Below are 12,927 nucleotides of genomic sequence, written 5' to 3' on the forward strand. Positions count from 1 at the left end.
TTATCCGCCGACTCCGGGCCGCCACACCCCCTGCCGCCTGTCGAGCCACGCGACGACGACGACGTGCGGGAGCGTCAGCGCCGCGATGGCGACGAGCGACACCGCGAGCAGATCGCCGGGCGCGGCGACGCCGGACGGGGCCGCGAGCGCGACGCCTCCGACGACCAGAAACCCGCCGAGCGTGAGCGGGGCGGCGTCCCGCGCGAAGCGAGCGATCGCACCGCGCGCGTCGCCGGTCGCGACCGCCGCCGCGGCCGACGCGTCGACGAGGAGGAGCCGACCGACGTGTCGCAGCGCGTGCCAGAGCGCGAAGTACACCCCGATCGCGAACACGGGCGCGGCCAGCAGGAACCACGCCCAGAGGACGGCGACCTCGCCGACGTCGCGGAGCCAGCCACGCCGAGCGGCGCCGGTCCGGACGCGCCGGTACCCCAGTCCGACTGACAGCGCCGTCGCCCCGACCATGAGCCCGCCGACTCCGAGCCGCGTCGTCGACGTGAAGAGGGGATCGACCGCGGCCGCCGCCACGGGCGCGTCGACGACGAACAGCCCGACGATCCACTCGGCGACCAGTCGGTACTCGGCGGGATGCGAGAGCAGGGGGACGGCCATCGGGAGCCCCCCGCGAACGACGAGGCTCAACCAGCGCTCCGCCGACGTGGGGAGGTGCTCAACGCCCGCGACGGCGAGCGCGGCGACGTCGCCTTGCCCCCAGTGGAGCCACGTGAGCGCGATGAACCCGACGAAGGAGGCGACCGGCGCGCGGAAGAACGCGGCGACGACCGCCCCGCCCAGCACCGCGTACGCGACCGAGACGACGGCGATAGAGCGACGCAGCGACACCTCGGGCGCCGCCCGAAGCGGAACGAGGTGGTCGACCGCGCCGTGCGCCATCCCGATGACGAGCGTGCCGAGCGCGAACGTCGCGACGCCGAGTTCCACCGGAAACAAGGGGGTTACGGCGCCGATCGGCAGCAGCGCCGCGAGCGCGAGCGCGGGGTACAGGGCGGTCCAGCGGTCGACTCGTGCGCGCGCGATCCCCTCAGTCATCGACGGTCTCGGAGTCGCGTTTCGGGGGCCGACTCGACGCCGATTCCGACAGGGTCGCCGCCCGTTGGTCGTTCCAGTCGAGCACCCACTCGAACAGCACGAGTCCGTTGACCGCCATCAGTCCGGCGGCGGTGAAAAACAGTATCTCCTCGATCGGGAGGCCGAAGACGGCGACCCCCGTGGTGAGCTCCGAGGAGATGGACCAGGTCCCCATCCCGATCGCGATCCGGTCGACGACCCAGAAGTACGACGCGGGCAACAGCGTCGCCGCGAGCCACGTCCGCGGGGTCCGAGCGAGGTACCCGCCGCCGACGGCCCACTGGAGCGCCACGACGGGACCGACCCACGCGATCAGTCCGCCGAGGTAGAGGAACGAGGGATCGAGGGCGACCAGCCAGAGCCCCCCGACGAGCATCGCCACCCCGACTACGACGCCGGCGACGCGAGGCGCGCGAGCGAAGTCGCCGTCGCGGTACGTCGGATCGAACCCGATCACGTGGAGGGCGAACGCGGTGACCACGGTCTGGATGGCGAAGAAGAGGTACTCGCCGAGCGGGATCGACAGCGCCCGGACGAGCACGGCGCCGTCGGCGTACCACCACGCCCCGCGGCGGATCATGTAACTGATCCACGGGGTGGTGTACGCGTACGCGATCGCGACGAGGACGGCGATCGCGATCGCCGAGCGCCGGCGGCGGACCGCGTCGTCGTATCGCGGCGCGAGGAACCACAACAGCGCCACCGCCGGGACGCTGAAGACGAGGTGAAACTGGAGGTACGTCAGCGCGGGGAGCATCGACGCACCTCGGAGACACCGTTCATGTCCCGGCCTTCGCTCCGTCACTGATTAAGGGTTCGTCCAGACAGTGTGGACCCATCGAACCCGGAGCGCTGGCCGGGCGCCCGTCTCACTCCTCGGGCGACAACACGCCGTGGCCCTCCAACACCTTTCCGAGCCGGAACATCGAGGCGACGACCGCGTCGCAGACCGGCCGGACCGCGTCCTTGGGGACGAACCCGACCGCGAGTCCGGCGACCTCCAGCATCGGGAGGTCGTTCGCGCCGTCGCCGACCGCGACCGTCGACGCGAGCGGGACGCCGAGGTCGTCTGCGAGGGCCTCCAGCGCGTCGTCTTTCGTCCCCTCGATGAGCGGTCCCTCCGCGTCGCCGGTGAGCCGCCCGCCGGCCATCGGCAGGCGGTTGGCGACGATGGTGTCGGCTTCGACGCCCTCCTTCTGGAGGGCGCGCTCGACGCCGCGCTCGAACCCGCCCGTGAGCACGGCGACGTGGTGGCCGTCGGCCTGCAGGCGCTCGATCAGCGCCGCGGCGCCCGGCCGCAGCGTCACCTCGTCGAACGCGGCCGCGACCGCGTCCTCGTCGAGTCCGGAGAGCAGTTCCGCGCGCTGGTACAGACTCTCGGCGTAGCTGAGTTCGTCGTTCATCGCCCGTTCCGTGATGGCCGCGACTTCGTCGGCGACGCCGGCCCGCTCGGCGAGCAGGACCGTCATTTCGGAGTCGGACAACGTGCCGTCGAAGTCGAACGCGATGAGGCTCATACGCCCCGTTCGTCCCGGAGGGGTTTTTAGTCGCGTGATCGCGCAACGAGACGGTGAGCGTCGGGCGAGGCGACCCGTCGAGCAAAACGACCCCTCGGGCAAAACGACCCCCGCCGACCGCGGCGATGCGGTTTTGTCCGCCGGGCGGCTGCGATCGGTATGGAGCGCGGTACCGTCTCGTCGGGCGTCGTCGCGGCCGGCGTACGGGCGGTCGAACGCGTGGTTTCGCGTGGAACCGCCGACGGCGTGAACGTGGCACACACTGACGCGAGATTGTCCGACAAACGCGTCCGGATCGGCGCCCGAAAGCACCCGAACCGCATGACAGCGAGGGGGACGGGGGCGGTCCGTGTTTAGCCTCAACGTTCCGCTTCCGCCGGCTATCGATCGGCTCGCGGCCGATCTCCACCCGAAACTGTCGGGTTTCGACCGGGTGCGCGACCGGCACACGCTGGTGTGTAAGCGGTTCGGCGTCGACGATATCGGCAGCGCGGGTGGAAGCGACGGTACGGGCGGAATCGACGGTGCCGGTTCCAACTTCGGCGCCGGTTCCGAGTCCGGTTCCGAGTTCGGCGCCGATCGACGGCGACCCCCGAAGGACGACGCGCTGGCGACGCTCCGCGACGACCTCCGCCGGTCGGTGTCGAGGACCGGCCCGTTCGAAGTCGCCGTCGTCGGGATCCGAACCTTCGACGTGCCCGCGTCTGGCTCGCGACCGGTGGTGTACCTGGCCGTCGAGAGCGACGCGCTCGTCCGACTCCACCGCCGGCTCTGTGCGGTCTACGGCGCGATTTCGGGGATCGAGGGCGACGCGTACGTCCCGCACGTCACGCTGGCGCGGGGCGGAAACCCCGATCCGGGGGTCGTCGCGGATCTCGTCGCCGCCGACGTCGAGCCGATCCGGTGGCGGGTCCACGCGCTCGACCTGTACGACCCCGAGTACCGCGAGGTCGCCGCGACGATCGACTTATAAATAACCGACCGTCACGCGGGAGGCGAGACGAACCGGGCGCCGCTCACCGCTCGTGGATCCGCATCGGCACCGGGTGGTCGGGGTGCATCGTCAGCGAGCCGCGCAGCGACAGCTCCGGCCCCTCGTAGTCGAGTTCGTACCGCGAGCACACCTCGGCGAGGATGAGCTTCGCCTCCAAAAGCGAGAACGACTTCCCGATGCAGTGGCGCGGGCCGCCGCCGAACGGGAAGTACGAGAATCGCGGCCGCCGGCTCCGGCGCTCCGGCCGCCAGCGGCCCGGGTCGAACGTCTCCGGGTCGTCGTACCAGCGCGGCGACCGGTGGACGACCCACTGCGACAGCATCAGCGCGGCGCCGTCGGGGATCCGGTACCCCCCCAGTTTCACGTCGAGTTTCGGCTCGCGGAACAGGGTGTAGACCGGCGGGTACAGCCGCATCGACTCGGAGAGGACGCGGTCGGTGAACGCCATCTCGCGGGCGTCGGCGGCGGTGGGCGCGTCGTCGGCGGTGGTCACGTCGTCGGCCTCGCGCTCGACCCGCTTGCGGGCCGCCGGGTGGTTCGAGAGCAGGTAGAACGTGTAAGTCAACGCGAGCGCGGTCGTGTCGTGGCCGGCGAGCAGCATCGTCACCAGCTCGTCGCGGAGGTTCGCGTCGGTCTGCTCGCCGCGGTCGTGGGCGCGCAGGAGGACCGAGAGCAGGTCCATCGGCAGGTCGCCCTCGGGGTCGCCGGACGGCCCGCGAACCGCGGTGCCCTCGGAGCCGGCGGGGTCGAACGCGGGGTCGCGTTCGGTGCCCCGCCGACGCTCGACGATCCCGTCGATCACGGCTTCGAGGGTGTCGATGGCGGCGTCGAACTCGCGGTTCTCGCGGGTCGGCACCCAGTTCGGGATCAGGAATCGGCGCGGGTCGGGCTCGAACCGGGCGCCGAGCGGCTCCAGCTCCGATTGAACCGTCTTCACCTCCTCGTCGGTGATGTCGGCGCCGAACATCGCCGAGACGATGATCTTGACCGTGAGCCGGGCGATCTCTAGTTGGATATCGACGACCTCGCCGTCCTCCCAGCCGGCGATCTGCGACCGCGTGTGCTCGACCATCGTGCCGGCGAGCGCGCCGATCCGGCGGTTGTGAAACGAGGGGCTGGCGAGCCGGCGCTGGCGCTGCCACGTCTCGCCCTCGCTCATGAGGAGCCCCTGACCGAGCAGGGTGTCTATCGCGTCGTCGCCGAACTGCGGCTTGCGGTAACGCTCGGCGTCGGCGACGAGGACGCGTTCGATGTCGGCCGGGTTCGTGAGCAGGTACGTCTCGCGCGGGCCGAGGTCGAAGCGGATGACGTCGCCGTAGCTGTCGGCGCAGGCCTGCAGGAACGAGAACGGGTCGTCTGCGTACTGGCGGCCGTTACCGAAGAGGAGGTCCCCGATGGGTCCGGGCGGCGTAGCGGACATACGAGAAACAGGGTCTCGTCGGGGTTAAACGTTCGGCGCCGGGGGATGCTCGGATCCTACTGGTTCGCGTCGAGCCGCTCGACGCGGGCGATCAGCTCGTCGACGGCGGCCTCCTGCTCGTCGGTCGCGTCCACGATGCGATCGGTCGCCGTCTCGGTCCGGTCGGAGCGCTCGCGGACCGCCTCCAGCGACGAGGTGAGCTCCTCGACGGTGGCGGCCTGATCGTCGGTCGTCCGGGCGACCTCGGCGACGCCCGCGGCCGCCTCGTCGACCGCGCCCGCGATCGCTTCGAGCGAGTCGAGGACCGTCTCGATCTCCGTGCCGGCGTCCTCGATGCGCTCGTGTGACCGCTCGACGGCGGCGCTCGTCTCGTCGGACTGCGCCTGCAGCTCGTCGAGACTTCCCGTGATGTCCTCGGTGTACCCGCGGGTCTCGTCGGCGAGCTTCTTCACCTCCTCGGCGACGACCGCGAAGCCGTCGCCGCCGTCGCCGGCGCGCGCGGCCTCGATGTTGGCGTTCAACGCGAGCAGGTTCGTCTGCTCGGCGACGTCGGAGATCACCTCGATCACCTCCTCGATGTCGTCCATCCGCTCGGAGAGCGCGCCGACGCTGTCGACGAGTTCGTCGCCGATCTCGACGACGTCCTCGGTCGCCTCGCGGGCGTCCTCGCTGGCGTCGAGCCCCTCGTCGGCCGCCTCGCTGGCGGCGACCGCCGCGGAGTCGACCTGGTCGGCCGTCGCGGCGACCTCCTCCATGCCGGCCGAGAAGGACTGCATCTCGGAGACGCTCTCTTCTAACAGCTCGTTCTGCTCGTCGACGTTCGCCGCGATGTCCGCGGCGGCGTCGCTGGCCTCCCGGACGGTACCGTCGATCTCGCGGGCCTGTTCGTGGACGCTCGTCGAGAGAGTGTCGAGGTTCTCGGCCATCGCGTTCACCACCTCGATTACGCGAAGGCGGTCCTCGTCGAGGGTCTCGAAGGAGGACTTCCGCCGCGCTCGGGCGTCGAGGTCGCCGTCACCGATCGCCTCGGCGGTCTCGCGGACCTCAGCGAGCAGGGCGGCGGTCGCCTCCCGCTGGGTCACGTTCTCCGTCCGGTCGACGACGACCTCGGTGACGCCGATGACTTCGTCGCCGTCGTACAGCGGGGTCGCCGTGAACTCGATGTGCTTTTCGTCGCCGTGGCGGTCGACCATCGTGCTGGTGTCGCGGTAGCGGTTCCGAGCCGAGTCGCAGCGCTCGACGCCGTGGACCGCGTCGGCGGTGTCGGGCGCGTCGAGCACCTTGTCGGCGAGCGTGTCGGCCCGACGGCCGTCGGGATAAAACAGCTCGGAGACGTGACTGTGGCCGACCGCGTCCTCCCGCTCCGTCCCGGTGAGCGAGACGATGGACTCGTTCCACTCGGCGACGTTGCCCTCGGCGTCGAGGATGAACGTCGGCACGCTCGTCGCGTCGAACACCTGTTCGAAGCCGGCTCCCGCGAGCGTCTCGGCCCGGTTGACGCCCCGTTCGTCGGTGACCGTGTGCGCCTCGTCGTCGGCTGTGGCGGTCGCGTCGGCGTCGGCGCCGTCGGCGCCGGTAGTTACACTCCCCTGTTCATCCGGATTGTCGACGACGACGCCACCGTCCGGGACCGACCGGGAATCCCCTCCCCGCCCGAGCGCGCGACGAAGCGTCTCTCGAAGTCCCCGCATAGCTACGTCACCGTCGCCGAACCACCTTGATAAACGGTCCCACCCGGAATTCACGTTTGATAATCGGAGAGCACCGCGCGAGCGCGGGGTCGAGCGCGGACGATTCGTGCCCGCAGCGTTCAAACGCGTCGGGCGGCTACGCAGAGGCGATGGACGCGGACGCGGTGCGCGAGCGGGCCGGGACGCTCCCGAGCGAGCCCGGCGTCTACCAGTTCCGGGCCGGCGAGACCACGCTGTACGTCGGCAAGGCGGTCGACCTCCGGGCACGGGTGCGGTCGTACGCGGACCCCCGGTCCGGGCGGATTCGGGGGATGGTCGGGCGGGCGGACCGGATCGAGTTCGCGGTCACTGATACCGAAACGCAGGCGTTGCTGTTGGAGGCGAACCTCGTCAAGCGGCTGCAGCCGCGGTACAACGTCCGGCTGAAAGACGACAAGTCGTACCCCCTCGTCGCGTTCACCGATCACCCGGTGCCGCGGATCGAGGTGACTCGGGACCCCGCGGAGGGCGCGGTCGCGTACGGCCCGTTCACGAACAAGGGCCGGGTCGAGACGGTGGTGAAGGCGATCCGCGACGAGTATCGGCTCCGCGGGTGTTCGGATCACAAGTACGCGAACCGCGAGCGCCCCTGTCTCGACTACGAGATGGGGATCTGCTCGGCCCCCTGCACCGGCGAGATCGACCNGTTCGGATCACAAGTACGCGAACCGCGAGCGCCCCTGTCTCGACTACGAGATGGGGATCTGCTCGGCCCCCTGCACCGGCGAGATCGACCCCGAGGCGTACGCCGAGGACGTGGCGGCCGCCCGGCGGTTCTTCGAGGGCGAGACGGGCGTCCTCGCCGACCCCCTGCGCCGGCGGATGGAGGCCGCCGCCGAGAGCGCCGCGTTCGAGCGCGCGGCGAACCTGCGGGACAGACTGGAGGCCGTCGAGGCGTTCCACGGCGAGGGCGGCGAGGCCGTGAGCGACCACGGCGACGACCGGACCGTCGACGTGCTCGCGGCCGCCGTCGAGGGCGAGGACGCGCGGGTGGCGCGGCTCCACAGCGAGCGCGGCCAGCTCGTCGACCGGAGCCGGCACCGGCTCGACGCCGCCGCAGTGGGAGAAGACGGGGACGAGACCGACGGCGCCGGGACCGACGACGCCGAGACCGACGACGCCGAGACCAACACCCCAGCCGCCGTCCTCTCGGCGTTCCTCACGCAGTACTACGCCGAGCGGGAGTTCCCCGACGCGGTGCTGCTGGCGGAGCGCCCGTCGGACCCGGACGTGGTCGACTGGCTCGAAAGCGAGGGCGTCGCGGTGCGGGTGCCGGGCGCCGGTCGCGAGGCGAAGCTCGTCGAACTCGCGCTGAAGAACGCCCGCAAGCGCGGCGGTCGCGAGGACCCCGTCGGCGCGCTCGGCGAGCGGCTCGGGATCGACCGCCCCGCCCGGATCGAGGGGTTCGACGTGAGCCACGCGCAGGGGACCGCCGTCGTCGGCTCCGACGTCTGCTTCGTCGACGGGAGCGCGGAGACGGCCGACTACCGGCGGAAGAAGCTCACCGACCGCAACGACGACTACGCGAACATGCGCGAGCTGGTCCGGTGGCGGGCCGAGCGCGCAGTCGAGGGGCGCGACGACCGGCCCGACCCCGACCTCCTGCTCATCGACGGGGGCGACGGGCAGTTGGGGGCCGCCCGCGACGCCCTCGCGGAGACGGGGTGGGACGTGCCCGCCGTCGCGCTCGCGAAGGCCGAGGAACTGGTCGTGACGCCGACCGGCACCCGGCGGTGGCCCGACGACGCGGCCGAGCTCCACCTGCTCCAGCGGGTCCGCGACGAGGCGCACCGCTTCGCCGTCTCCTACCACCAGACCGTCCGCGACGAGGTCAAGACGGTCCTCGACGACGTGCCGGGCGTCGGTCCCGAGACCCGGCGGCGACTCCTGCGGCGGTTCGGCTCGGTCGAGAGCGTGCGCGAGGCCTCGACCGACGACCTCACCGACGTCGACGGCGTCGGCGACGCGACCGCCCGGACTCTTCGCGAGCGCTTATAAACAGACACGAACGGCAGCGGAGAGAGTATATAAATAGCGGCGGTGGCGCGCTCCGGTGAGCGCCGCAACGCGGCGCGAATCCGAGCGCGAGGGAGTCGGTCGCCCCGAGCGAAGCGATGGGCGACCGACGAGGCTGGGGAGGCGTGAGGTGCGGTACTGTGCGGGGCGGGGCTCGAAGGGGCAGCCGCGAGGGCGGCTGGGGCTTTGGAGGCGTTTCTCTCGCACTCAACGATTTATAAGTAATCCCCCGACCAACGTCGCACCCGCTATGCGCGCGTTCTTCGCGGTCGACCTGCCGGACGACCTCGCCGACGCCGTCGCCGACGCGCAGGCCGCGTTCGAGGGCGCCGACGGCCTGCGGTTCGTCGACCCCGAGCAGGCGCACGTGACGCTGAAGTTTCTCGGTGAGATCGGCGAAAGCGACGATATCGGCGAAAGCGACGAGACGGACGGCGACACCGACACCGACGCTCCGGCCCTCGACGACGTGATCGCCGCCGGCGAACGAGCGATCGAGACGGCCGGCGTCGAGCCCTTCGAGTGCTCGCTCGCGGGACTCGGCGTCTTTCCGAGTCTCGATTACATCTCTGTCGTGTGGGCCGGCGTCGACGCGGGGGCCGCGGAGTTGACCGCTCTCCACGAAGCCCTCGAAGCGGAGACGACCGCGCTCGGCGTCGACCCCGAGGATCACGCGTTCACGCCGCACGTCACCCTCGCTCGGATGAACGACGCGCGCGGGAAGGAACTGGTTCGGCGGGTCGTCCGCGAGCGACAGGCGGCGATCGGGCGGTTCGAGGCCGCCGAGGTCCGGCTCGTGGCGTCGACGCTGACGAGCGAGGGGCCGGCTTACGAGACCGTGGCGACGATCCCGTTGGGGTGACGCAAGCGCGCGGGGTGGCCGGATCGGATCGTTGATCGCGTCAGATCGGCCGCATCACCAGTCGGCCGTATCGCCGATCGGCCGTATCACCGATCGGCCGCGTCAGAGCTGTCGGCGTCGGTGACCGCGGCGTCTCCCGGATGCTCGACGCGGACGCGGGTGATCCGCGTCTCGGTCGCGTCTGCGACCGTGAGCGTCACGTCGCCGATGGCGATCGCGTCGCCCTCGCTCGGGATGTGACCGAGACGCTGGGTGATCAGCCCGGCGACGGTCTCGACGCCGCCGTCCGTCGGGAGCGCGAGCCCGAGCGTCTCGTTGAGGTGTGCGACGGCGGTCCAGCCACGAACGATCGCGGTGTCGTGAGCGATCACGTCGACGTGGTCGGTCTCGAAACGCCCGACGAGTTCGCCGACGACCTCCTCGATCACGTCTTCGAGCGTGACGATGCCGACGACCGCGCCGAACTCGTCGACGACGACCGCCATTCGGAGCCCGCTCGACCGCATCTCCGCGAACAGCTCGTCGACCGATTGCGTCTCGGGGACGAACACCGGCTCGTGGAGCGCGCTCGCGAGGGTCTCGCCCCGATCGGTGGCCCGGAGCGCGTCGCGGATGTCGACGGTGCCGACCACGTCGTCTCGGTTCTCGCCGTAGACGGGCATCCGGGTGACCCCCTCGTTCGCGGCCGCCGAGAGCACGTCGTCGACGGTGGCGGTGTCGGGCAGCGCGACCATCTCGGTCCGGGGGACCATCACCGCGGACACCCGCGTGGACTCCAGGTCGAGGACGCCGCGGATCATCGCGCCCTCGTCGGGGTCGAGCGCGCCCGCCGCCTCCCCGGAGAGCACGAGCGTCTCGATCTCCTCGCGGGTGAGGTACGACTCGATGGCGGACTCCCCGCCGGTGAACCGGTTGACGACGCCGGAGAGCGCCTCGAAGACGTACAGCACGGGGCGGACGAGCCGCTGGATCGCGACGACCGGTCGAGAGACGCGGAGCGCGTGCTTCTCGGCGTGCGCGACCGCGTACGACTTCGGGGCGATCTCGCCGAAGACGATCACGAACACGGAGGTGACGAGCGTCGACCCCGTCGCCGCCCCGCCCGCGGAGAACCCGAATCGGACGAAGACGGCGGTCGCGACCGAGGCCGCCGCGATGTTGGCGACGTTGTTGCTCACCAGCGCGGTGACGAGAAAGCGATGCGAGTCCTCGCGCAGCGCCGAGAGCGCCCGTGCGCCGGGCACGTCGGCGGCGAGCAGCGAGTCGATCCGGTGGCTCGGCACCGAGAAGACGGCCAGCTCTGAACTGGAAAAGAAGGCGCTTATCCCCGTCAACACCAGGATGGCGGCGACGCCGACGAACGCGATCGTGAGGTCCATACGAGGTCATTCGGCCGCGCCTCAAAGGGAGTACCGACAATCGCACCGCGTCCGCGCCGACGGGAGCGGGTACCCACGAACGACCAGTTTCCACCGGAAACGAGGGGGTTGGATGTGCACGTATACGGATCGATATGCGCGGCAAAACGGCGCGATGAGGAAAGCGTTAACCTCGCGCCGCCGGTGGATACGCGCATGAAGGTACTCGTGACCGACCCCATCGCGGACGCGGGGTTGGACCGACTCCGAGACGCCGGCCACGAGGTCGAAACGAACTACGACGTCGAGGGCGACGCGCTCCTCGACGCCGTCAGTGACGCCAACGCGCTCATCGTTCGCTCCGGTACCGACGTGAACGAGGCCGTCTTCGAGGCCGCCCCGGACCTCGTCATCGTCGGGCGCGCCGGCATCGGCGTCGACAACATCGACCTCGAAGCCGCCACCGACCACGGCGTCATCGTCGCCAACGCCCCGGAGGGGAACGTCCGGGCCGCCGCCGAGCACACCGTCGCGATGACGTTCGCCGTCGCGCGATCGATCCCGCAGGCGCACGGTCGCCTCCTCGCCGGCGAGTGGGCGAAAGGGGAGTTCCTCGGCACCGAAGTGAACAACAAGACGCTCACCATCGTCGGGCTCGGTCGCGTCGGCCAAGAGGTCGCAAAGCGGCTCGACTCGCTCGGGATGGACCTGGTCGTCTACGACCCGTACATCTCCGAGGAGCGCGCCGATCGGCTCGGCGCCGAACTCGTCGAGGACCTCCACGAGGCGCTCGGTCGCGGCGACTTCGCGACGATCCACACGCCCCTCCTGCCCGAGACCGAGGGGATGATCGGCGAAGACGAACTGGCCCAGCTCGAAGGCGGCTACCTGATCAACTGCGCCCGCGGCGGCATCGTCGACGAGGACGCCCTCGCCGAGGCGGTCGAAGACGGCGTGCTCGCGGGCGCCGCGCTCGACTCCTTCGCCGAAGAGCCGCTCTCGCAGGACTCCCCGCTGCTCGACGTCGAGGAGATCGTCGTGACGCCGCACCTCGGCGCGGCGACGGAGGCGGCCCAGGAGAACGTCGCCGTCGACACCGCCGAAGCCGTGATCTCGGCGTTCAACGACGAGCCCGTCCTCACCGCGCTCAACGCGCCCTCGGTCGACGAGACGGCGTTCCCGCGGATCAAACCGTACATCGCCGTCGCGGAGACCGCCGGGAAGGTCGCCGCGCAGCTGCTCGACGGCCGCATCACCAGCGTCGAGACGTGCTACGAGGGCGACATCGCCGAGGAGGACGTGGAACTCGTCACGGCGTCGGCGCTGAAAGGCGTCTTCGAGCCGCTGGAGTGGCAGGTCAACGCGGTGAACGCGCCGCGGCTGGCCGAGGAGCGCGGCATCGAGGTGACCGAGTCGAAGACCCGTCAGACAGAGGACTTCCAGAGTCTCGTTCGCGTCACCGTCCACAACGGCGAGGACTCGATTTCCGTCGAGGGAACCCTGTTCGCCGGCGAGGACCCGCGTATCGTCCGTATCGACGGGTTCCGCGTCGACGCGGTCCCGTACGGTCACATGCTCGTCGCACGCAACACCGACGAGCCGGGCGTCATCGGCCTCATCGGCACCGTGCTCGGCGATCACGACGTGAACATCGCCGGGATGTACAACGCCCGCGAGACGCAGGGCGGGGAGGCGCTCACCGTGTACAACCTCGACCAGGGCGTGCCCGACGCCGCCATGGAGACGCTGCTGGCCGACGATCGGATCGTCGAAGTGACCGAGATCACGCTGGACGAGGCCGAAGAGCGGCCGGCGGAATAGACCGACGCGAGGACTCTCGATCGCGGTTTTTCGCTGTCTGTGACCGTCTCGAGCCGTGGCGCCGCGGATTCGGGACGAAACGGGGTGAGCCGAGGTGAGCCGAGGTGAGACGGGGTGAGA

Annotated in this window: 10 protein-coding genes and 1 pseudogene; 5 read left to right on the forward strand and 6 right to left on the reverse strand. The window is 70.6% G+C overall.

Features of this window, described 5'->3' with window-relative positions; translation table 11 throughout:
- The 3 genes from C461_RS12750 to serB form a co-directional block, all read right to left on the reverse strand.
- Window positions 1–1,050 (reverse strand): Brp/Blh family beta-carotene 15,15'-dioxygenase, encoded by a 1,050-nt coding sequence (locus C461_RS12750; protein ID WP_008001877.1) that lies wholly within the window; start codon window positions 1,048–1,050, stop codon window positions 1–3.
- A complete protein-coding gene (locus tag C461_RS12755; RefSeq protein WP_008001878.1) occupies window positions 1,043–1,846 on the reverse strand; it encodes a lycopene cyclase domain-containing protein in 804 nt (267 codons plus the stop codon). Before C461_RS12755 ends, C461_RS12750 begins: the two co-directional genes overlap by 8 nt.
- A 112-nt stretch (window positions 1,847–1,958) precedes the next feature.
- On the reverse strand, window positions 1,959–2,606 hold the full coding sequence (serB, locus tag C461_RS12760) for a phosphoserine phosphatase SerB (RefSeq protein ID WP_008001879.1): 648 nt from the start codon (window positions 2,604–2,606) through the stop codon (window positions 1,959–1,961).
- Window positions 2,607–2,765: 159 nt separating this feature from the next.
- Here serB and C461_RS12765 point away from each other — a divergent pair, with 159 nt between their 5' ends.
- Both C461_RS12765 and C461_RS12770 read left to right on the forward strand, forming a co-directional pair.
- Window positions 2,766–2,963 (forward strand): hypothetical protein, encoded by a 198-nt coding sequence (locus C461_RS12765; RefSeq protein ID WP_008001880.1) that lies wholly within the window; start codon window positions 2,766–2,768, stop codon window positions 2,961–2,963.
- A complete protein-coding gene (locus C461_RS12770; RefSeq protein ID WP_008001881.1) occupies window positions 2,956–3,579 on the forward strand; it encodes a 2'-5' RNA ligase family protein in 624 nt (207 codons plus the stop codon). The genes C461_RS12765 and C461_RS12770 overlap by 8 nt, the downstream gene beginning before the upstream one ends.
- Window positions 3,580–3,622: 43 nt before the next feature.
- Here C461_RS12770 and C461_RS12775 read toward each other — a convergent pair whose 3' ends face one another.
- On the reverse strand, window positions 3,623–5,020 hold the full coding sequence (locus tag C461_RS12775) for a cytochrome P450 (protein WP_008001882.1): 1,398 nt from the start codon (window positions 5,018–5,020) through the stop codon (window positions 3,623–3,625).
- 56 nt (window positions 5,021–5,076) lie between these two features.
- Window positions 5,077–6,711, reverse strand: a complete 1,635-nt coding sequence (locus C461_RS12780) for a methyl-accepting chemotaxis protein (protein ID WP_008001883.1) — start codon at window positions 6,709–6,711, stop codon at window positions 5,077–5,079.
- A 149-nt stretch (window positions 6,712–6,860) separates the two neighbouring features.
- Between C461_RS12780 and C461_RS12785 the strand changes: the two are divergent.
- Window positions 6,861–8,748, forward strand: a pseudogene (locus C461_RS12785) (excinuclease ABC subunit C).
- 268 nt (window positions 8,749–9,016) lie between these two features.
- Entirely contained in the window at window positions 9,017–9,628 is a 612-nt protein-coding gene (gene thpR, locus C461_RS12790; RefSeq protein ID WP_008001884.1) for an RNA 2',3'-cyclic phosphodiesterase, read from the forward strand.
- Between the two features lie 86 nt (window positions 9,629–9,714).
- Here thpR and C461_RS12795 read toward each other — a convergent pair whose 3' ends face one another.
- Entirely contained in the window at window positions 9,715–11,007 is a 1,293-nt protein-coding gene (locus tag C461_RS12795) for a hemolysin family protein (RefSeq protein ID WP_008001885.1), read from the reverse strand.
- Between the two features lie 195 nt (window positions 11,008–11,202).
- On the opposite strand from C461_RS12795, the gene serA reads away from it, so the two are divergent.
- Window positions 11,203–12,807 carry a phosphoglycerate dehydrogenase gene (gene serA, locus C461_RS12800; protein ID WP_008001886.1) on the forward strand — a complete coding sequence of 535 codons (1,605 nt, stop codon included), beginning with the start codon at window positions 11,203–11,205 and terminating at the stop codon, window positions 12,805–12,807.
- The last annotated feature ends 120 nt before the right edge of the window (window positions 12,808–12,927 follow it).

Origin of the sequence: Halorubrum aidingense JCM 13560, from assembly GCF_000336995.1 — an archaeon.
GTDB lineage: Archaea > Halobacteriota > Halobacteria > Halobacteriales > Haloferacaceae > Halorubrum > Halorubrum aidingense.